General features: G+C 66.5%; 16 protein-coding genes and 4 tRNA genes. 15 read left to right on the top strand and 5 right to left on the bottom strand.

Going from position 1 to position 21,345, the window contains the following annotated elements; all coding sequences use genetic code 11:
• Positions 1-486: an autoinducer binding domain-containing protein gene (locus OM960_RS04525; protein ID WP_263338904.1), complete on the bottom strand. Its 486-nt coding sequence runs from the start codon at positions 484-486 to the stop codon at positions 1-3.
• Between the two features lie 120 nt (positions 487-606).
• On the opposite strand from OM960_RS04525, the gene OM960_RS04520 reads away from it, so the two are divergent.
• The 7 genes from OM960_RS04520 (at position 607) to OM960_RS04490 (ending at position 7,974) form a co-directional block, all read left to right on the top strand.
• Positions 607-1,215 carry a helix-turn-helix transcriptional regulator gene (locus tag OM960_RS04520; protein WP_264771188.1) on the top strand — a complete coding sequence of 203 codons (609 nt, stop codon included), beginning with the start codon at positions 607-609 and terminating at the stop codon, positions 1,213-1,215.
• Positions 1,216-1,377: 162 nt separating this feature from the next.
• On the top strand, positions 1,378-1,995 hold the full coding sequence (locus OM960_RS04515) for an acyl-homoserine-lactone synthase (RefSeq protein WP_264771187.1): 618 nt from the start codon (positions 1,378-1,380) through the stop codon (positions 1,993-1,995).
• A 239-nt stretch (positions 1,996-2,234) separates the two neighbouring features.
• Entirely contained in the window at positions 2,235-4,643 is a 2,409-nt protein-coding gene (gene lon / locus OM960_RS04510; protein ID WP_264771186.1) for an endopeptidase La, read from the top strand.
• Between the two features lie 132 nt (positions 4,644-4,775).
• Positions 4,776-4,850: transfer RNA gene (locus OM960_RS04505), tRNA-Val, on the top strand.
• Between the two features lie 100 nt (positions 4,851-4,950).
• Positions 4,951-5,166, top strand: coding sequence for a hypothetical protein (locus OM960_RS04500; protein WP_263338893.1), 216 nt, complete (start codon positions 4,951-4,953; stop codon positions 5,164-5,166).
• 194 nt (positions 5,167-5,360) lie between these two features.
• Positions 5,361-5,436 (top strand) — tRNA-Val (locus OM960_RS04495).
• A 582-nt stretch (positions 5,437-6,018) separates the two neighbouring features.
• Positions 6,019-7,974 carry an AAA family ATPase gene (locus tag OM960_RS04490; protein WP_264771185.1) on the top strand — a complete coding sequence of 652 codons (1,956 nt, stop codon included), beginning with the start codon at positions 6,019-6,021 and terminating at the stop codon, positions 7,972-7,974.
• Between the two features lie 10 nt (positions 7,975-7,984).
• Here OM960_RS04490 and OM960_RS04485 read toward each other — a convergent pair whose 3' ends face one another.
• Positions 7,985-9,049 (bottom strand): TAXI family TRAP transporter solute-binding subunit, encoded by a 1,065-nt coding sequence (locus OM960_RS04485; RefSeq protein ID WP_263338886.1) that lies wholly within the window; start codon positions 9,047-9,049, stop codon positions 7,985-7,987.
• Positions 9,050-9,082: 33 nt separating this feature from the next.
• The gene (locus OM960_RS04480; protein WP_264771184.1) at positions 9,083-10,240 is read right to left on the bottom strand and encodes a coiled-coil domain-containing protein; all 1,158 of its coding nucleotides are present in this window, start codon (positions 10,238-10,240) and stop codon (positions 9,083-9,085) included.
• A gap of 694 nt (positions 10,241-10,934) precedes the next feature.
• Between OM960_RS04480 and OM960_RS04475 the strand changes: the two genes are divergently transcribed.
• The 3 genes from OM960_RS04475 (at position 10,935) to OM960_RS04465 (ending at position 11,394) form a co-directional block, all read left to right on the top strand.
• Positions 10,935-11,011 (top strand) — tRNA-Asp (locus OM960_RS04475).
• Positions 11,012-11,042: 31 nt separating this feature from the next.
• Positions 11,043-11,119 (top strand) — tRNA-Asp (locus tag OM960_RS04470).
• A gap of 80 nt (positions 11,120-11,199) precedes the next feature.
• Positions 11,200-11,394: an RND transporter gene (locus OM960_RS04465; RefSeq protein WP_263338880.1), complete on the top strand. Its 195-nt coding sequence runs from the start codon at positions 11,200-11,202 to the stop codon at positions 11,392-11,394.
• A 76-nt stretch (positions 11,395-11,470) separates the two neighbouring features.
• Here OM960_RS04465 and OM960_RS04460 read toward each other — a convergent pair whose 3' ends face one another.
• A complete protein-coding gene (locus tag OM960_RS04460) occupies positions 11,471-12,847 on the bottom strand; it encodes a M20/M25/M40 family metallo-hydrolase (protein ID WP_264771183.1) in 1,377 nt (458 codons plus the stop codon).
• Positions 12,848-12,916: 69 nt separating this feature from the next.
• Positions 12,917-14,290, bottom strand: coding sequence for a M20/M25/M40 family metallo-hydrolase (locus OM960_RS04455; protein WP_264771182.1), 1,374 nt, complete (start codon positions 14,288-14,290; stop codon positions 12,917-12,919).
• 207 nt (positions 14,291-14,497) lie between these two features.
• On the opposite strand from OM960_RS04455, the gene hemA reads away from it, so the two are divergent.
• The 5 genes from hemA (at position 14,498) to OM960_RS04430 (ending at position 21,310) form a co-directional block, all read left to right on the top strand.
• The gene (gene hemA, locus OM960_RS04450; protein ID WP_264771181.1) at positions 14,498-15,721 is read left to right on the top strand and encodes a 5-aminolevulinate synthase; all 1,224 of its coding nucleotides are present in this window, start codon (positions 14,498-14,500) and stop codon (positions 15,719-15,721) included.
• Between the two features lie 111 nt (positions 15,722-15,832).
• A complete protein-coding gene (locus tag OM960_RS04445; protein ID WP_264771180.1) occupies positions 15,833-17,116 on the top strand; it encodes a helix-turn-helix domain-containing protein in 1,284 nt (427 codons plus the stop codon).
• Between the two features lie 72 nt (positions 17,117-17,188).
• On the top strand, positions 17,189-18,310 hold the full coding sequence (gene ispG / locus OM960_RS04440; RefSeq protein WP_263338870.1) for a flavodoxin-dependent (E)-4-hydroxy-3-methylbut-2-enyl-diphosphate synthase: 1,122 nt from the start codon (positions 17,189-17,191) through the stop codon (positions 18,308-18,310).
• A 106-nt stretch (positions 18,311-18,416) separates the two neighbouring features.
• A complete protein-coding gene (locus OM960_RS04435; RefSeq protein ID WP_263338868.1) occupies positions 18,417-20,228 on the top strand; it encodes an ABC-F family ATP-binding cassette domain-containing protein in 1,812 nt (603 codons plus the stop codon).
• Positions 20,225-21,310, top strand: coding sequence for a CaiB/BaiF CoA transferase family protein (locus OM960_RS04430; RefSeq protein ID WP_264771179.1), 1,086 nt, complete (start codon positions 20,225-20,227; stop codon positions 21,308-21,310). The genes OM960_RS04435 and OM960_RS04430 overlap by 4 nt, the downstream gene beginning before the upstream one ends.
• Positions 21,311-21,345 lie beyond the last annotated feature (35 nt).

The raw sequence follows: 21,345 nt of genomic DNA, 5'->3' as shown, positions 1-21,345 counted from the left end.
TCAGCCGTGGGTCAGGTAGATCGAGAGCTGCTTCAGTGTCTCGTGGACCGAGGGCGAGAGCTTTTCGGCGGTCGCGGTGAGGCCGTGAAGTTCTGCCAGGTCGGCTTCGAAACCGGTGATCTCCACGTCGGTCGGCTCCCGGTCGGAGCGGGCGAAGCTCGCCATGCTGCGGGAACCTTCCGCCACGACGGCGATGCAGACCCCGAATCGCAGCCCGTGCGCGTCCGCCTGTTCCAGGACGCCCTGTTCGTCGTCACCGGCCAGTTCGCTCCAGCGGATGGCGCCTGTATGTTCGAACCCCCACCGAACAGTTGGGTCGTGCAGCACTAGGCCCTTGCGCGAATAGGTGTCGAGCCAGTCCCTCTCGTAGGACTGAAAAAGATAACGCGGTGCGGTGTACTTGACGTGAAGGGCGATCGCGAAGCCCGCCGGGCTTGCCTGATGGAGGCGGGTCAGAATCGCGCTGATCTTTTCCTGCCTAGCCATCGGAGCCCTCGCACGCACGACTTTCATCCTCACACGTTCCATGTCATACCGCAATTGATGGTACAACTCTGGGGAGCCTTGCAGAAGGCAAATCCCCGCGCGAGACAGGAAGTTGCTACGATGTCAGGCCCGAGGGAAGGACGCGAGTTTTCCCTTCTGGCGCCAGCCGGGTATTACATCGCGCTGCGCGTCGGTTTCGCGTTTCCTGTGGCCGAGCACAATGCGCTGCCCGATGCCTGGGTCGAGCTCTATACCCAGCGGGGCTACATGCTCTACGACCCGGTGGTGCGTTGGTCCTACGAGAATTCCGGCGCGATCAGATGGAGCGAGATTCCGCTGCCCGATCCCCGCAATGTGCTGGCCATGGCGGCCCAGTACGGGTTGGGCTACGGCGTTGCGATCGCCTGCGCGCCGTCGGGACGGGAGGGGCAGCGCAGCTTCGGCTCCTTTGCGCGCAGCGACCGCGAATACGAGGACGAGGAAATCGAGATCCTGCAGTCCAAGCTCTTGCGCCTTCACGAGGCGACCGCGCCGCCGACCAATCTCACGCGGGCCGAACTCGAAGCCCTGTCGATGGTGCGGGACGGCCTCTTGCTGAAGGAGATCGCCAATCGCCTCGGCGTGAGCGAGGGCGCGATCAAGCAGCGCCTGAAGAGCGCAAAGTTGAAACTGGACGCCAAGACCTCGAGCCAGGCGGTCTCCGTGGCGGTGGCTTACGGGCTGATCTGACGCCACAGGACCGTCTCATGTCCGCTTGAGCGGGCTCTCCAAAAGCCCATGTAACTGGCTCACTCTCCCTATGGGGGAAAATCTCCTGTCAACTCTCCGATAACGTTTCATAAACCATGTTTCGTGGTGCCTAATTTCCCCGCCATTAGGAGGGGCAAAACCATGCAAAACATGCACAACATCACCTTTGACATGTCGGAACTGCATCGCCACGGCACGGCGTTCTACGACTACCTGAAGCTGCGCAAGCAGTTCTTCGTGGACACGCTCGGCTGGGACATTCCGCACAACGACCTTGTAGAGATGGACCAGTATGACAACCCACTTGCGCATTACTCGCTGGTGCTGCGCGACGGGGAGGTCGTCGGCGGTGCCCGGACGATGCCCACGACCTCGCATTGGGGTGACCACACCTACATGCTGCGCGACGCGGTAGCCGGCAAGCTCGCCGACATTCCGAGCCAGGTGCTTGGCCGCGAGATCGACACGCCCCATGTCTGGGAATGCACGCGGCTGGTAATGTCGGACGAGGTCCGGTCGCAGGCCGACCGCTCCCGGTGCCTGTCGCTGATCGTCGAGGGGCTGGCGGAGGTGGCGCGGCGCCACGGGGCACATGAGCTGATGTCGCTTTCGCCCGTGTCGCTGATGCGGGCACTGCGGCAGCTCGGCTGGCAGGCGGACCGGATCGGCGAGCCCTACTGCAACCCCGGAGACGGGCGCAGATACGCGGTCCTGAGCATGCCGGCGGAACGCTCGGCGCGTGCGCCGATGCCGCACTAGGTTTCGACACCGGATCGGGTTGCCGGGCGCGACAGGCAGGCGCGACCCGGCAGCAGTCCGCGGATTAGCACTCTTGCGTTCTTGCCCTTGCCGGACGGGCGGGGCATTGTGCGGCGATGCCGGGCCAGCGTCCGGTTGAAGCTCTTCGTGTGCCTACTTAGATAAGGCGCTGAACGGGGAATGCCGGTGGCCGCCGAAGACCGGGGCCGGAGCGTTCCTGCCATGAATAAGGAAAGCGCATGACAGATATTCTTGCCTCCAGCTACCCGGTGCTGCCGCTGCGCGACATCGTGGTGTTTCCGCACATGATCGTGCCTCTCTTCGTCGGGCGCGAGAAGTCGGTGCGGGCGCTGGAAGAGGTGATGCGCGAGGACAAGCAGATCCTGCTGTCTTCGCAGATCGACCCGACGATCGACGATCCGACCACGGACGGGATCTACCGCGCCGGCGTGCTCGCCAACGTGCTGCAGCTTCTCAAGCTGCCGGATGGAACGGTGAAGGTGCTCGTCGAGGGCAAGAGCCGCGTTCGGATCGTCGAATTCATCGAGAACCCCTCCTACTTCGAGGCCAGCGCCGAGGCTCTGACGGAACTGCCGGGCGACTCGGCCTCGGTCGAGGCGCTGTTGCGCTCGGTCGCGGCGGAGTTCGAGCGCTACGCCAAGATCAAGAAGAACGTGCCGGAAGAGGCGCTCTCGGCCGTGGCCGAGGCACGCGAGCCGGCGCGGCTCGCCGACCTCGTCTCGGGCCATCTCGGCATCGAGGTGAACCAGAAGCAGGAGCTTCTGGAGACGCTCGACGTGGCCGAGCGGCTGGAGAAGGTCTACGGGCTGATGCAGGGCGAGATGTCGGTCCTGCAGGTCGAGAAGAAGATCAAGTCCCGCGTCAAGAGCCAGATGGAGCGCACCCAGCGCGAGTACTATCTGAACGAGCAGATGAAGGCCATTCAGAAGGAACTCGGCGACGGCGAGGACGGCCAGAACGAGATCAACGAACTGGCCGAGAAGATCGCGAATACCAAGTTTTCGAAGGAAGCCCGCGACAAGGCGGAGGCCGAGCTGAAGAAGCTGAAGTCGATGTCGCCGATGTCGGCCGAGGCGACCGTGGTCCGGAACTACCTCGACTGGCTCCTCAGCCTGCCCTGGGGGGTGAAGTCCCGCGTCAAGAAGGACCTGAGGAAAGCTCAGGAAGTCCTTGATAACGATCACTATGGTCTCGAAAAGGTCAAGGAGCGGATCGTCGAGTATCTGGCCGTGCAACAGCGCAGCCAGAAGATGAAAGGACCGATCCTCTGCCTCGTCGGGCCTCCGGGCGTCGGCAAGACCTCGCTTGGCAAGTCGGTCGCGAAGGCGACGGGGCGCGAGTTCATCCGCATCTCGCTCGGCGGCGTGCGCGACGAGAGCGAGATCCGCGGCCACCGCCGGACCTATATCGGCTCGATGCCGGGCAAGATCATCCAGTCGCTGAAGAAGGCCAAGACCACGAACCCGCTGATCCTCTTGGACGAGATCGACAAGATGGGCCAGGACTTCCGCGGCGATCCGGCCTCGGCAATGCTCGAAGTTCTCGATCCGGAGCAGAACAACACGTTCATGGACCACTACCTCGAGGTCGAGTACGACCTCTCGAACGTGATGTTCCTGACCACGGCGAACAGCTACAACATGCCGTCGCCGCTTCTGGACCGGATGGAGATCATCCCGCTCGCCGGCTACACCGAGGACGAGAAGCGCGAGATCGCCAAGCAGCACCTGATCCCGAAGCAGGTGAAGAACCACGGGCTGAAGAAGACCGAGTTCAAGCTGACGGACGATGCGCTGCAGGAGATGATTCGCACCTACACCCGCGAGGCGGGGGTGCGGAACCTCGAACGCGAGATCGCCAAGCTGACCCGCAAGGCGCTGACCAAGATCGTCAAGAAGGACACCCAGAAGGTCGAGGTGACGCCGGAGAATCTCGAGGACTTCCTCGGGGTCAAGCGGTTCCGCTACGGACTTGCCGAGAAGGAGGACCAGATCGGTGTGGTGACGGGTCTCGCCTGGACCTCCGTCGGCGGAGATCTCCTGTCGATCGAGGCGCTGAAGCTGCCCGGCAAGGGGCGGATGAAGACGACGGGCAAGCTCGGCGAGGTGATGAAGGAATCGATCGACGCGGCGTCGTCCTTCGTGCGCGCCATCAGCCCCGAAATCGGCGTCAAGCCGCCGGTCTTCGAGAAGATCGACATCCACGTCCACGTTCCCGAAGGCGCGACGCCGAAGGACGGGCCGTCGGCCGGCGTCGCGATGGTGACTTCGATCGTCTCGGTACTGACCCAGATCCCGGTCCGCAAGGACATCGCGATGACCGGCGAGGTGACGCTCCGCGGCCATGTGCTGGCAATCGGCGGGCTGAAGGAGAAGCTCCTGGCCGCGCTCCGCGGCGGGGTCAAGACGGTGCTGATTCCCGAGGAGAACGCCAAGGACCTGCCGGAGATCCCCGACAACGTGAAGGCCGGGCTGGAGATCATCCCGGTTTCCCACGTCCGCGAGGTGCTGCGCCATGCGCTGGCGCGGAAACCGGAGCCGATCGTCTGGGACGAGGAGGCCGAGGAGGCCGCCGCCAAGGCCGCGCTCTCCGACAAGGGCGAGGGTTCGGGCGCCACGGCGCACTGACCCCGCGGCCGGTATCAGGATTGACGGGGCCCGCCGCGTTTGCCGCGGCGGGCCCCGATGTTTTCTGTGGACCGCCGCGGTCGAAAGACCTCTTGCGGTAACCCGAGAATGCGGTTAGGAACCCGGCCGGACGGGTGATTAGCTCAGTGGTAGAGCGCTTCGTTCACATCGAAGATGTCGGGGGTTCAAATCCCTCATCACCCACCATCCAACCCGTGTAACCCTACGGCGCGCGGCCCCTTAACGGGGTCTGAACCGCGCCGTGGTGTGATCCCGCGGGCATTCAGCTGCCTTCGGAGGTCTGCCAGTGGAACCCTTGCGCAAATACGTTAAGCCGACATCCCTGACCTGGCTCGCCTCGGCGCTGCCGCTCCTGGCCGGGCTCTTCATCGCCTTCGAGCCGGTCCACCACCTCGCCGACTGGGCCAAGGCCGTGAGTCTGACCTTCGGCAGCGCCTCTCCCTATCTTCTGATCAATGCCGGCCTCGTCGGCATTGGTCTCAGGGGGGCGATGCGGGCCTGAACCGCGCGGTATTGGCGGCGCTTCCGGATGCCGGAGCGCCGCGCCGGGATCCGGGCGAGGTGCCCTCGATCCGGCGCCGATACAGCTTCAGCACGACGACAGGGCATGGACTCGAACATGAAGACGGTTTCGGCCCGCGCTTGCCCGACGGAGGGCTTGCCCCGCGCTGCCTCAGGCGCTACATCCAGCGCTGCGGGTCGTTAGCTCAGTTGGTAGAGCGCTTCGTTTACACCGAAGATGTCGGGAGTTCGAGCCTCTCACGACCCACCAAAGAACCAGCAAGTCAGGTTAAGATTGCGAAGCGACCTGAGGTTGGTGAGCCTGACCGTTGGAATCGCGCACCGTAGAGAAGATCGAGACGTTGATCGCGCCCTGCATGAGATCGGGCGGGAATCGCCTCCATAACCAACAGGTCGTGACCGGATTGCGGTGCCCGAGGATCTGATCGGTCATCCCAGATGGGCACGCGCGCGCCGAGTGTCGTAACGGCGATAGTGTGGCGTAAAGCATGAATGCGAGCGTCGTCGAGCCTGGTTTTGCGCTGGCAACGGCTCCGCGGTCTTGCCAGCGGCCGCCTTCTACCGGGTGTCGAGGGGGAACTCGGACACCGGGGCGGTGGCGATCGGCTGGATTTTCGGGACCGTTTGGGGCAGACTGGAACCGGACGGCATCCGCGGGCACTTGGGGGGCAGAGCCCGGGTTCGATCGCCCGGCGCGGCGGCACGCGTATAGCGGCGGCCGCAGTGAGCAGCGGCCCTTCAATACCCGGCGACCGCGTAGCGAGAAGCTCGCTCCGACCTGCCGCCAAGGGACGATTCCGCCCCTAAGAGTTTCGGGGGGATACGGTTGCCTATGTACGAAGCAGCGCTGGGCCTGCGGCACAGCCCGTTCTCCACACCGGAAGGCGGGTCTTCGGTCTACTGGAGCAAGTCCCATGCCCTCGCGTTCGACCGGCTCGGCTTCGCGGCCCGCAGCCGCGCACCTCTTACGATCTTCGTCGGCGAGCCGGGCACCGGCCGCTCGACCCTGATCCGTGAACTCGTGCGGCGTGAACGGGCCGAACGGGCCATCGGGCTCGTCGCGGACCCCGCAGCCCTTTCCAAGGATCCCTGCGCCGCAGTGCTGACCGCGCTTGATGCCGGGGAAGCGGGCGACACCCGTGACCGGAACTGCGCCGCGCTCGCCGATTACCTGACCTCCGCCGCCTCGAAGGGGCCGGCACCCCTTCTCATCGTCGATGACGCAGACCGACTGTCAGACGAAACGCTCTCAACTCTTTACTATTTTTCCGTCGGCGAGCAGGGTGACGGCGCCTTGCTCAAACTTGTGTTGGCCGGCCTGCCCGACCTCTTCGAGCGTGCCTATCGCGGTGCGCCCGACATCGTCGGACCGAGCTTCGAACTCGAACCCATGTCCGCCAAGGACACTGCCGCCTACGTCCGCCACGCCGTCACCGCCGCCGGCGCACGCGGAGACCTTTTCGATGCCGGGGCGCTCGAGGAGGTGTTCACGCGCACCGGCGGCGTGCCGCTGAAGATAAATGCGGTTTGCGAGGGCTGCCTCAGCCAGGCGACCCATAAGGGAGTCAGCCGGATCGATCGGCACACCGTCCGAGCCGCAATTGCCGCCTTTGGGCTCGATGGTCTGATCAGCATCGTGATGAGGCGCGCCCTCGCCGAGTCGCAGACCGGAAGCGGGATCGGGGAAGCCGAGTCCCGGCCCATGCCCCGGAGCGTAAGGTCCGCCGGCGCATCCGCGCCGCCGCCGCCTCCGGCCACTATGCTCGCCGCCGCCCTGGACAGTGCCTCGCGGACCGAACCCCTACTGATACGGCCAGGCGGCGTCCAGGGCCGGGTTGCCCCCAGGGCCGCCGCAGCGGTGCCCGCATCGCGCCGACCGCACACCGGCGCCGCGCAACCTGAACCCGCTCCGCCGATCGTCCTCTCCGATGCGCAGAGGGTCGCGGATCCACCGCCCACGGCCGCTCCCGCGCCGACGCCGCGCCGACGCCCGGCGGCCCGGCGCCTCGTGCTGGCGGTCACGGCGCTCACCGCGATGGCCGGTGGCGCCTTCTACCTCGCTGATCCCGGCACGCCGCTCGCGGCGCGCATCGCCGTCCTGAAGGCGGAAACGGATGCTTTTCTCCAGGACACGCTGAGCCGCATTGTCGCCGGTGTGCCGCCGACCGCGCCAAACCGGCCGGCCGCGGCCGCACCGACGCCCGATCTGGAGCTTCTGACCCGAGTCGGGCGGATCCGCACCGCCGTCGCGGCCATCCCCGCGACCGCTGCAGACCGGTTCCGAGCGGCGATCGAGATTGGCGGCGACGACCCGGAACTCGCGGTGGTCCACTTCGCCCTTGCGGCGCTGCACGGTCATGACCGCGCCGCCTATTACCTCGGCCAGATCTATGAGACCGGCGAGGGGGTCGCGACGAACCGCGGCCTTGCTCGGGGCTGGTACGGCGAAGCCGGGACGGCGATCGCGGGAGCCGTCCGCGGCCTCGCCGAACTCGCCCCGAGCGAGCCCGAGAGCACGCCGGGCCCGCCGGTGCCGCTCTATGCAGGGAGGATGCCAGACGGGTCCGTGGAACTGGTCTGGACAGGCGGCGATGGCGCCGCACCGTCGCACTACCGTGTTGAACTCGGCACCGAACCGGGCTCGGTCTCGCTGACCGCGGGTCCACTCGTCATCTCGGCAATCCGGGTCAGTGCGCCGGGCGCCGCCCGCGCCTGGCGGGTCGTCGCCGCAGGTGGTCCCGGCTCGGACGAAGTCGCCTCTCCATGGTTGCCGATCGACGGCGGGTGACTCCGGCTCGTCAGCAACCGACCGCAGCGCAGATTCTCGCGCGGTAGGCCTGGTTCGCCTGGCTCTCGATCGACTCGGGTTCCGGTGCTGCTGCGGGCACCGGTGCGGCGCATTGCAACTGGTAGGTTTCGCTCAACCCCTCGTTCACGCAATTGCCGATCTCCCAACCCGGCGGGATATCGTTGAGATCGACTTGCTTCCATTTCGGATGGCCCGAAGCCTGCAACTCCTTGAAATTCGTAAGCACGATACTCGAGAGGTCCGACACCGAGCGGCAGCTTTCGCGGTGATAGGCGTTGCGGCCCGGCTCGTACTCATAGGTCATCAACACCGCCTTCACCGCGACGACGTCGATCCCTTCGGTCTGGAACGCATAGGTGCCAGCCTCGATCCGCGACGGCACATAGACAGCGGCGAGCGTCGGGTTGGTGATCGGCAGGAGGTGCAGCGCCGCGCCATCGATCTCGGGCGACTGGAAAATCTTCGTCGGCGCACCCGCGACATAGAAGAAGGCGTCGATGCTGCCCTCGATCAGGCGCGCGAGTGAGGTGTCGGCGTCGATCGTCACCCGTTCGGCCGGCCGGACTCCGGCGAGGTCGAGCACGAGCGAGGCAGTCAGGAACGTGCCGCTGTCCTCGACGCCGACCGCGACTCGCTTGCCGGTCAGATCCTCGAGCGACCCGATCTCACGCCTGGCGAGGATGTGCACCTCTTCGTTGTAGAGTGGGAAGGCGATCCGTACGCCGAATATCGCCCGCGCGATTGCCGGATCGCTACTGGCGAAGGTGCGCATGTATTCCAGCACGTCGCTCTGGACGATACCGAACTGGGTCTGCGGACGGTTGCGGACGCCGAGGAAATTCTCCAGCGAGCCCGCGCTCTCGCGAACATTGAGGGTAATGCCGCATTTTGCCGCCATCCGGCTCATGTCGTTTCCGAACTGGATGTAGGTTCCGGTCGGTCCTCCGGTGAGGATATTCCTCTCGACGCTCTGGGCCGTTGCGGGCGATGCGAACCCCGCGGCAAGCGCGAGGATAGCAATGGCTTGAATCAATAATCCGTGGAGTCTGGTCACCGTGTCCTCCCTTCGAAACCGGGCGCCGGCAGCTCAACACGCGCCCATGGACCTGATCAAATACACAAGTGTCTGCCGATTGATCCTGCCGGTCGCGGACTTCAGGGCGTCGGTCGGGCAGGTGCCGGATGAAAGCTCGCTCACCAGCCGCTCGAACGCCTCCGGCGTCACCTCATCGATACCCGGCGCCGCGATCAGCACCGCGCGCACGTCGGCAGGTGACGGCGGCGCCGGCACCGCTGCGCCGCCCGCTTCCGGGGCGGCGTTCGTCGTTCCCGGCGCAAGTGCCGGAGACGCTGCCGACAGCGCGGCCTCGGTGGCGGCCTGCGCGTTGCGCGTCAACTGCAGTGTGGCCTCCGCCGCCGCGACAAGCGCCTCGAGCTCGGCCAGTTCCCCCGCGACGCCGTCCTTGCGCGCCGCCAGATCGGCGATCTCGGCCTCGCGCAACTCCTTCTCCTCGCCCATCAATTTCAGGGCGGACACGAGCTTGCGTTCCTCCTCCACGGCGGCGCTGGCCGCCGCCTCAACCGCGTCCTTTTCCCCGCGCGACTCGTCAAGCGCGGTCCGGGCCGCCACGAGTTCTTCGGTGATGGCGGCAAGATCCTCGCGGATCCGCGCCGCGTCCTGGGACGCGGCATCGCGTTCCGCGCGCGCTGCCGCCACCTCGTCGGCCAGCGCGCCAAGCTCGGCAGCCTTCGTCGCCATCTCTGCGGTAATCCGTGACATCGTCGATCTCGCCGTCTCGGCCTGATTGCGCAGCGCCTCGACCTCGGCCGCCGCCGCGCCCCGACGCTGTGCCAGCGCGCCGATCTCGACGTCCAACTCCGAGCCGCGTGCACGCTGCGCCTCGATCTCGGCCGCGATGCCCGCGGCCTCTTCCCGCATCGCCTCGATCTTGGCGGTTTGCTCCGTCACGGAACCCGCCGACTCGTTCTGCAACTCGGTGATGCGGGCGCCGGAGTCGCGCAGCTGCTCCTCGACCCTTTGCAACTCCGCCTGGCGCTCGGTCAGCTGCGCCTCGACGCCGTGTATCTCGGTTTCGAAACCCTTCCGGTTCTCCTCAAGCACGGCGATCCGCGCCGTGAGATCGTCAAGCGTGGATTTCGCGCCGGCGATCTCGGTGACCAGCCCATCGCGTTCGTCGCGCGCGCGCGCGATCTCATCCTCAAGGAGCGCAAGCACCTTGCGCAAGGATGCCGGCGTTTCGTCGGTGCCGCCCGTCGGCGCGTCCTGTGCCCAGCCTGCTGGCGCAACACACAATACGACAAGGAGGGCGATGCAGCCGCATGTACGCGTCAATCTCACCATTGCCCCACTCTCCATTTCTGGAGCCACTTCCTAACGCTCTCACAAATCGGCGAAAAAGTCGACTCGCGGCCTCGGGAGCGGGGCATCGCTTCCACCGGTGCGCGTGCCTCGCCTTGGACTCGTCACGGCTTCGACCGGCTTGGTGCGTTCCGGGCACGATGCGAATCCGCCATATCAGCGCGGCTTCGGCGTACCGCCGAAAGCATCGCGAACCGGCGGGAACGATGGGGGAGGGGCGAAGGACACCTCTGCGGCACCACGCCTGCAGCCGACTTGCGACGTGTTCCCAAGCTTATCATCCCTGTGGGCACGGGGATTGTTCGGGTCATCCGTAAACATCCCCGACGTGTGCAGGGTTCCGTTGCCTTCTTCCTTGTCGACTGGCATCGGAAGCCTTCGCTCGCACCGAAGATGTCGGGCGTTCGAGCCTCTCGCGCCTTACGATCCCCGCTTCTATCGCGCATTCGACCCCGGTTGAAAATTCGTGTCCGAAATCGCTACGGCGCTGCTTGACGGGGGAGCGGGAGATGCCTATTACGCATCCCACGCTCGGGCGGCGATCCGGGCGGGTGGACACGCGGTTGTAGCTCAGTCGGTTAGAGTACCGGCCTGTCACGCCGGGGGTCGCGGGTTCGAGCCCCGTCAACCGCGCCACCACCCGGATCGCCCGAGAGCGCCCCAATGCGCGGTTGTAGCTCAGTCGGTTAGAGTACCGGCCTGTCACGCCGGGGGTCGCGGGTTCGAGCCCCGTCAACCGCGCCATTTCGCCCCCTGCGGGCCATTGCCAGGTCAATTCAACACTTCACGCCGGGGCCAACGTGGAACTCCTTGATCGCATCCCGATGTCGGTCGCCGTGCTGGCCGCCTTGACGCTCGGGCTCGCGCCGTTCGTTCCCGAGCCGCATCTTTGGGAGAAGTTGAAGATGTTGGCGGCCGGAACGCTCGTCCGGCCGATCGATATCTTCGATCTCGTGCTACACGCCGCCCCTTGGGCGATTCTGATCGCCAAGCTGGCGCGCAGGGGCTTCGCCGGCTGACCCGGGCCAAGCCGAGGCCCGGCATCGGCCGGTCTCGCTGCTGTCCGCCTCGGTGGCGCGCAAGCGAAGCCTTCCGTCAGTCCAGCGCCGCGAGGATCCTTGCCCAGGAGCGGATGCCCTTGTGGAAGCTTTTCACGTCATATTTCTCGTTCGGCGAGTGGATGGCGTCGTCGTCATTGGCGAAGCCCACGAGCATCGCATCCATGCCGAGCACCTCCTTGAAGAAGCCCGCGATCGGGATCGAGCCGCCCATGCCGACGAAGACCGCCTCGCGGTTCCATTCGTCCGAGAGCGCCCTGCGCGCGGCCTCGAATTCCGGCCGGGCGGTGTTCATCACCGCGGCCGGGGAGCCCTCGAGGTCGTTGTACCAGGTCACGCGCGCATCCGGCGAGAGCCGCGCCGCGACATGGGCGCGGACACGCTCGCGCAGCTTGTCGGGGTCCATGTCGCCGACGAGCCGGCAAGTGAGCTTGCAATGCGCCTCGGCCGGGATCACGGTCTTCGAGCCCGCGCCCTGGTAGCCGCCCCACATGCCGTTGATCTCGAGCGTCGGGCGCGCCCATTGCTGGACCAGCGTGGAATAGCCCTTCTCGCCATGCGGCACGGTGTAGCCGACCGAGCCCAGGTATTCCTTCTCGTCGAAGCCGCAGTTCTCCCACTGCGTCAGGAGTTCCGCCGGCACTTCCTGGACGCCCTCGTAGAAGCCCTCGACCGCGACACGCCCGGTCTCATGGTCGTGGAACGAGGCGACGATGCGCGCCATCTCGCGCAGGGGGTTGAGACCGGGCCCCCCGTAGTGGCCCGAATGCAGGTCGATGCGCGGCCCGTGGATCGTGAACTCGTCCTTGAGCATGCCGCGCAGCTGCGAGGCGATCGAGGGGATACCGGGCGAGACCATCGAGGTGTCGCAGATCAGCGCGAGATCGGCCGTCAGCTCGGCCGCGTTCGCCTGCATGAAGGGGATGAGCGAGGGCGAGCCCGATTCCTCCTCGCCTTCGAGGAAGATCGTGAGCCGGCCGGGCAGGGTGCCGTGGACCGCCTTCCAGGCGCGGCAGGCCTCGATGAAGGTCATGAGCTGACCCTTGTCGTCCGACGATCCGCGACCGCGGATCACGCGGCCGTTTGGCGTGTCCTCGATCGCCGGGTCGAACGGATCGCGGTGCCAGAGGTTCAGGGGATCGACCGGCTGCACGTCGTAGTGACCGTAAAAGAGGAGGTGCCGGCCGCTGTCGCCGGCATGGCCGACGACCATCGGATGGCCGGGCGTGGCGCGGGCGGCCGCGTCGAAGCCAAGCGCGGCCAGCTCGGCGGCGAGCCATTCGGCCGCCTTGGCGCAATCCCCCTTGAACGCGGGGTCGGTGGATATCGACTTGATGCGCAAGAGGTCGAACAGGCGATCCAGTGCGTCGGGCAGGGTCTGGTCGATCCGGGCGAGGACGGCTTCAAGGGACATGACGGCTCCTGTTTCAAATCGCCACGAACGTATCAGGGCGAAGGACGCTGTCCAGACGCCTTGGCGCCGCTATGCGTGCAGCGCGTGGAGGATGCGGGCCCAGCTTCGCATTCCCTTGTGGAAGCTCTCCACGTCGTACTTCTCATTGGGACTGTGAATCTGGTCGCTGTTCCGACCGAAGCCGACCATCAGAGAATCGAGGCCAAGTATCGACTTGAACAGGCTCACCACCGGGATCGAGCCGCCGCTGCCGGTATAGCTCGCGGGAAGCTGCCACTCCTCGGCCAGCGCTGCCCGTGCCAGTTCGAAGGCGGGATCGGAAAGGTCGTTGACTGCGGCCGGGGCGGCGACGGCGGTCGTGATTTCGGCGGTGCAGTCGGCTGGCAGTTGCGAGGCGACATAGGCGCGGAAAGCCTCCTCGATCTTCCTCGAATCCTGGCGCGAGACCAGGCGGAACGACAGCTTCGCGCGGGCCTCCGCCGGCAGCACCGTCTTGAAGCCGGCGCCGGCATAACCGCCCGCGATGCCGTTCACGTCAAGCGTCGGGCGCGACCAGACCATCTCCAGCGGCGTGCGATCCTGTTCGCCGGCGGGAACCGAAAGACCGACCGCTTCGAGGAACCGTTCATGGTTGAAGTTCAGCCGCTGCCACTGCGCGCGGACGTCGTCGGGCAATTCATCGACATCGTCGTAGAAGCCGGGCAGCGTGATCCGGCCGTCGTCGTCATGCAGGTCGCTGAGTATCCGCGTCAGGACCCGGATCGGATTGATCGCCGGGCCGCCGTAAAGCCCCGAATGCAGATCCCGGTCGGCGCCCCGGATCACGATTTCCAGCGCCAGGATGCCGCGCAGCATCATCTCGATTGCCGGGGAGCGGTCGTCAAAAAGGCCGGTATCGCAGACAAGAACGAGGTCTGCGGCCAACTCGTCGGCATGGTCTTTCAGGAAAGGGGCCAGCGACGGCGAACCGGATTCCTCTTCTCCCTCAAGAAGGACCGTGAGGCGACCGGGCAGGGTGCCGTGCACCGCCTTCCAGGCCCGGCAGGCCTCGATGAAGGTCATCAATTGACCCTTGTCGTCCGACGCTCCGCGGCCGCGGATCACCTTGCCTTTGGGCGTGTCCTCGATCGCCGGATCAAACGGGTCGCGGTGCCAGAGGTCGAGGGGATCGACCGGCTGCACGTCGTAATGGCCATAAAAGAGAAGGTGCCGGCCGCTACCGCCCGCGTGACCGACGACCATCGGATGTCCGGGCGTGGCGCGCGCAGCGGCGTCGAAGCCAAGCGCGCTCAGTTCTGCCGCGAGCCAATCCGCGGCCTTCGCGCAATCGGCGGCGTAGGCCGGATCGGTCGAGATCGACTTGATGCGCAAGAGATCGAACAGTCGCTCTGTCGCTTCGGGCAGGTTGGCGTCGATCTTGTCCAGAACAGCCTCAAGGCTCATCGCGGGATCTCCTCTCTGGTTCGATAAAAAGCGTATCAGCGATACGCCGCCTGTCCAGTTCGGCGTCGGTGGTCGCAAATGGCGTAAGAGAGGGCGGGGGGCGGCAAATTGTACCCTCGCCATCGCTGGTATTGACCTTTATCAAGGACCGGCGCGGACAGGGGGCTTAGGTCTTCTGTATGACCGATGAAGAGCCGGGAGATGGATATGGACTACGAAGCTCAACTCGACGCAGCCCTTTCGCGGCTGCATGAGGAAGGCCGCTACCGGACCTTCATCGATATCGAGCGGCAGAAAGGCCAGTATCCCAAAGCCGTGTGGCGCCGTCCCGACGGGACGGAAAAGGACATCACCGTCTGGTGCGGCAACGACTACCTCGGCATGGGCCAGCATCCGGCGGTGCTTGGCGCGATGCACGAGGCGCTCGAATCGACCGGCGCCGGCTCGGGCGGGACGCGCAACATCTCCGGCACCACGATCTATCACAAGGCGCTCGAGGCCGAGCTTGCGGACCTGCACCGCAAGGAAGCGGCGCTCGTCTTCACCTCGGCTTACATCGCCAACGATGCGACGCTTTCGACGCTGCCGAAGCTCTTTCCGGGCCTGATCACCTATTCCGACGAGCTGAACCACGCCTCGATGATCGAGGGCATCCGCCGCAACGGCGGCGCCAAGCGTGTGTTCCGCCACAACGACCTGGCGCATCTGCGCGAACTGCTCGAGGCCGATGACCCGGCCGCGCCGAAGCTCATCGCCTTCGAATCGGTCTATTCGATGGATGGCGACATTTGCCCGATGGAGGCGATCTGCGACCTCGCCCGGGAATTCGGCGCGCTGACCTATCTCGACGAGGTCCATGCAGTCGGCATGTACGGCCCGCGCGGCGGCGGTGTGGCCGAGAAGCTCGGACTGATGGGCCGGATCGATATCATCAATGCGACGCTCGCCAAGGCCTATGGCGTGATGGGCGGTTATATCGCCGCGACCGCGAAGATGGTCGACGCGATCCGCTCCTATGCGCCGGGCTTCATCTTCACGACCTCGATCCCGCCGGCGGTGGCGGCGGGGGCGGCGGCAAGCGTGCGGCACCTCAAGACCGACCAGTCGCTGCGCGACAAGCAGCAGGAACACGCGCGGGTGCTGAAGACCCGGCTGAAGGCGCTGGGCCTGCCGATCATCGACCACGGCACCCATATCGTGCCGGTCCATGTCGGCCATCCGGTGCACTGCAAGAAGATCTCGGACATGCTGCTGCAGGACTACGGTATCTATGTCCAGCCGATCAACTTCCCCACGGTGCCGCGCGGCACCGAGCGGCTGCGCTTCACGCCCTCGCCGGTGCATTCGATGGACGACATCGACCGGCTGGTCCGCGCGATGGATAAACTGTGGTCACACTGCGCCTTGAATCGCGCCGAACTGACGGCCTGAGGGCATCCACAGTCGCAATCTACCTTGCCCTGTGCTATGGAATCTTCAATAGGACGGCGCACGAGCCGACGAATCGGCAGTCGCGCGGATACAAGAGACGGGGCAGCAGGCATGATCGGGCGGAGGACACCTCCTTCCACGCAGGACTTGGACAAACCCAAGGGGTTTGACGATTTCGAACTGCGGCTCGGCGACGTGATGCGCGGCGAGCGCGCGACGCTCGCGAAGTCTCTTCTCGACGTACAGCGCGAGCTGAAAATCAAGGCGAGCTACATCGCCGCGATCGAGAACGCCGATGTCTCGGCCTTCGAGACGCCCGGTTTCGTCGCGGGCTATGTGCGTTCCTATGCGCGCTATCTCGGCATGGATCCCGAATGGGCGTTCAAGCGGTTCTGCCAGGAGGCGAATTTCACCGTCGCCCACGGCATGTCGCTCGCGGCCTCGGGGCCGAAGCCCACGCGCAAGAAGATCGAATACAGCGAGCCGCTCGCCAACCCCAACGCGCTCTTCGTGCCGCGCGGCGGACCCGCCCTGTCCGGGGTGGAGCCCCGCGCGATCGGCTCGATCATGGTGCTTCTTATGCTGATCGGCGGCATCGGCTATGGCGGCTGGACGGTTCTGCAGGAAGTGCAGAAGGTGCAGCTTTCGCCGGTCGACCAGGCGCCTGGCGTGACGGCCGAGCTTGATCCGCTGGCGGGAGTCGGCGGCCACGCAGCCGATCAGGCCGAGGATGGCGAACTGGCGCTTGCAGCACTTCCGGGGCAGGAGGCGCTTCCGCCGGCGCCAGAGGCTTTCGACCGGCTCTACCGGCCCGAGGCGCTCGATGTGCCTGTGCTCGTGGCGCGCGATGGGCCGATCGCCTCGATTGATCCGCGCACCGTGGGCGCGCTTGCGGACATGGCGCCTGCGCCCGAGATGGCTGTTGCGGCTGCCACGCCTGCGAACGCCTGGGCTCCTGTCGCATCGACCGCCTCCGCAATCGACGGCGCGGTGACGGCTGCGCTCGGCGAAACGCCTGTTCAGGTCGTCGCGGCCGATGCGCCGGCGGTCGAACTGCTGGCGGTCCGCCCGGCCTGGGTACGGGTCCAGGCTGCCGATGGCAGCGTGATCTTCGAGAAGATCCTCGATTCCGGCGAGCGGTTCGCGCTGCCGAAGCTCGAAGAGGCCCCGATCCTTCGCGTCGGCGAGTCCGGGGCGCTTTATTTCGCGGTCAATGGCCAGACCTATGGCCCCGCCGGTCGCCAGGGCGTCGTCACCAAAAACGTCGAGCTCTCGCCGGAAGCTCTCACGGCGAAGTTCGCGGTGGCCGATCTCTCGCAGGACGCCGATCTCGCGCAGTTCGTCGCCGTCGCCGATGCCGGTGCGGCGGTCGCCGCCGAACCCGCCACTGAGTGACGCTGTCATTGCCGAGTGGCGCCGGGCGGTCTATCTAGAGCGCGATCCCCGCGAGTCAGAGCCGAGGCTGACATGTCCCACAATCCGATCCGACCCTGGCGCGACATCGCCCGGCGCAAGTCGCGCCGGATCATGGTCGGCGACGTCCCGGTGGGCGGTGACGCGCCGATCACGGTCCAGACCATGACCAACACGATCACCTCCGACGTGAGGGCGACGGTTGACCAGGTGCTGCGTTCCGCCGCGGCCGGGGCCGACATCGTCCGCGTCTCGACGCCGGACGAAGCCTCCACCCGCGCGCTGCGCGAGATCGTCCGCGAAAGCCCGGTGCCGATCGTGGCCGACATCCATTTCCATTATCGCCGTGCCATCGAGGCGGCCGAAGCGGGCGCCGCCTGCCTCAGGATCAATCCCGGCAATATCGGTTCGGCCGAGCGGGTGCGCGAGGTGGTGAAGGCGGCCAAGGACCACGGCTGCTCGATCCGCATCGGGGTGAACGCCGGCAGCCTCGAAAAGCACCTTCTCGACAAGTATGGCGAGCCCTGCCCGGACGCGATGGTGGAAAGCGGGCTCGATCATATCAAGCTCTTGCAGGACAACGACTTTCACGAGTTCAAGATCTCCTGCAAGGCCTCCGACGTCTTTCTCGCCGCCGCCGCCTACCAGCAACTGGCCGAGGCGACGGATGCGCCGATCCACCTCGGCATCACCGAGGCGGGCGGCCTCGTTTCCGGCACGGTCAAGTCGGCGGTCGGGCTCGGCAATCTCCTCTGGGCCGGGATCGGCGACACGATCCGCGTCAGCCTTTCGGCCGATCCGGTCGAGGAGGTGAAGGTCGGCTACGAGATCCTGAAATCCCTCGGTCTCAGGACGCGCGGGGTGCAGATCATCTCCTGCCCGTCCTGCGCGCGGCAGGGCTTCGACGTGATCAAGACCGTCGAGGCGCTGGAGAAACGGCTCGAGCACATCAAGACGCCGATGTCGCTCTCGATCATCGGCTGCGTGGTGAACGGGCCGGGCGAGGCGCTGATGACCGATATCGGCTTCACCGGCGGCGGGGCGGGATCGGGCATGATCTATCTGGCGGGCAAACAGGACCACAAGCTGTCGAACGACAAGATGATCGATCATATCGTCGACCTCGTGGAAGCCCGCGCGGCCGAGATCGAGGCGGCGAAGGCGGCGGCGGAGTAGGGGGCGCTGCCCCCGTCGCCGCGGGACACGGCGACTCCCCCGGAGTATTTTCGGACAGAAAGTGAGGCCGTTGACGGCACTCCTCAGGCCGGGTAGCTCAGCGTCCATGGCACGCGCACCGCTTCTCCAGCTTTCCTCCATCACGCTGACCTTCGGCGGCAATCCCGTTTTCGACGGGCTCGATCTCGTCGTCCAGCCGGGCGACCGGGTGGCTCTTGTGGGCCGCAACGGATCGGGCAAGTCGACGCTGATGAAGGTCATGGCGGGGCTCGTCGAGGCCGATGCCGGGACCCGGGTCGTGCCGCCCGGCGTGACCGTGGGCTACATGGAGCAGGAGCCGGACCTGTCGGCCTTTGCCACGCTCGGCGATTTCGCCGCCTCGGGCCTGCCCGAGGGCGAAGCCTACCGCGTCGCGGTCGTGGCCGAGGGGCTGAAGTTCGACCCCGCGACGCCGGTCGCGGCAGCCTCCGGCGGCGAGCGGCGGCGCGCGGCGCTCGCGAAACTTCTGGCCGAGGCGCCGGAGCTGATGCTGCTCGACGAGCCGACGAACCATCTCGACATCGAGGCGATCCGTTGGCTCGAGGCGGAGCTGAAGGAGACCCGCGCGGCCTTCGTCCTCATCAGCCACGATCGGGCGTTCCTGCGGGCGCTGACGCGGGCGACGCTCTGGATCGACCGCGGCAGGGTCCGGCGCAACGAGCGCGGCTTCGAGGCCTTCGAGGACTGGCGCGAGACGGTCTGGGCCGAGGAGGATCTTGCCCGCCACAAGCTCGAACGCAGAATCAAGTCCGAAGGGCGATGGGCGGTCGAGGGGATTTCGGCTCGGCGCAAGCGCAACCAGGGCCGGCTCCGCGCCTTGCAGGCGATGCGCGCCGAACGCGCGGCGATGATCCGGCGCCAGGGAACGGCGGACATGGCGCTCGAGTCCGGGCAGGTCTCTGGCAAGCTGGTGATCGAGGCCAAGGGGATCGCCAAGGCGTTCGGGGATAAGCGGATCCTCAGGCCCTTCGACCTGAAGGTGCTGCGCGGCGACCGGGTGGCTTTTGTCGGACCGAACGGGGTCGGCAAGACCACGCTTCTCAAGATGCTGACGAGCGAGGTCGCACCCGATGAAGGGGCCGTGCGGCTCGGCACCAATCTCGAGATCGCGGTCTTCGACCAGGCGCGGGCTGCGCTCGATTTCTCGGTGACTCTCTGGGACGGGCTCGTGAACGATCCCGACATGGCGGTTTCGGGGCGCTCGGACCAGGTCATGGTGCGCGGCACGCCGAAGCATGTCGTGGCCTATCTCAAGGACTTCCTCTTCGACGAGGCGCAGGCGCGGGCACCGATCGGATCGCTCTCGGGCGGGGAGCGGGCGCGGCTTCTCTTGGCGCGGATCATGGCGAAGTCGTCGAACCTCCTGATCCTCGACGAGCCGACGAACGACCTCGACGTCGAGACCCTGGACCTTCTGCAGGATCTTCTCGGCGACTACGACGGCACCGTGCTGCTGGTCAGCCACGACCGCGATTTCATCGACCGGGTGGCAACGACGACAATCGCGATGGAGGGTGACGGGCGTGCCGTGACCTATGCCGGCGGCTGGACCGATTATCAGGCGCAGCGCGGGTCGGATGAACCCGCCAAGGCTGTGAGGCCGGCGTCGAAGCCCGCGGCCATGCCGGAGCCGAAGGCAAAAAGGACCGCGCCGGGGCTGACCTTCACCGAGAAGCACCGGCTCGACGCGCTGCCCGGTATCATCGAAAAGCTTGAAGCCGAGATCGGCAAGCTCTCCGACTTCCTCTCCGATCCCAATCTCTTCTCCCAGCATCCGGACAAGTTCCGCCGCGCATCCGAGGGGCTGGCCGAGCGTCAGGCCTCGCTTGCCGCCGCCGAGGAGGAGTGGCTGATGCTCGAAGAGAAGGCCTCGGCATGACCGGGCCGCTCGACGGGCTCAGGATCGTCGAGATTGCCGGGCTCGGGCCCACGCCCTTCGCGGCGCTGCTGCTGGCGGACATGGGGGCCGAGGTGGTGCGGATCGAGCGGCCGGGGAACCGGTCGCTCCTTGGGCTCGACTACGACATCCTCAACCGCGGCCGGGGCTTCGTGACGCTCGATCTGAAGTCGGTCGAGGGGCGCGACACGGCGCGGCGGCTCATCAGGCGGGCCGACGGGCTGATCGAAGGGCTGCGACCCGGCGTGATGGAGCGGTTGGGGCTCGGACCCGATGACTTCGCTGACAATCCGCGGCTGGTTTACGGGCGCATGACCGGCTGGGGGCAGGCGGGGCCGCTTGCCGAGGCCGCCGGCCACGATATCAATTACATCGCCCTGTCGGGGGCACTTCACGCGATCGGGCCGGCCGAGCGGCCGGTGCCGCCCTTGAATCTCCTGGGCGATTTCGGCGGCGGGGGCATGTATCTCGCCTTCGGCATGGTCTGCGCCTTCCTGGAAGCGGCCCGGAGCGGGAAGGGGCAGGTCGTGGATGCCGCGATCAGCGACGGCACCGCGCATCTGATGTCGATGATACAGGGGATGGCGTCGGGCGGGCAGTGGCAGGCCGCGCGCGAGGCCAACGTGCTCGACGGAGCGGCGCCGTTCTACCGGGTCTACCAATGCAGCTGTGGTGGCTTCGTCGCGGTGGGCGCGATCGAGCCGAAATTCTGGGCCGAACTCGTGGAGCACCTCGGGCTCGACCTTGCCGATCTGCCGGCGCAGGGGGACCGGTCGCGCTGGCCGGAACTGCGCGCGATCATTGCCGCCCGGATTGCCGGGAAAAGCCGCGACGAATGGGCGGCGCGCATGGAAGGATCGGATGCTTGTCTCGCGCCGGTCCTCACGCTCGCCGAGGCGCCGGGCCATCCCCACAACGCCGCGCGAGGCACCTATGTGTGCCACGAGGGTGTGACCCAGCCCGCGCCGGCGCCGCGGCTCGGCCGCACGCCGGGGCGGATCGCCGAGGGGTCGCAGGTGCGGCCGCTCGACCCGGAAGAGGTGCTGAAGGCCTGGGGCGCTTGACCGATCCCTCGCCCGTGCGTCTTCGCGACGGTGAC

Source organism: Defluviimonas salinarum, from assembly GCF_026013545.1.
Classification (GTDB): domain Bacteria; phylum Pseudomonadota; class Alphaproteobacteria; order Rhodobacterales; family Rhodobacteraceae; genus Albidovulum; species Albidovulum salinarum.
This window is presented reverse-complemented; position numbering and strand designations above follow the sequence as displayed.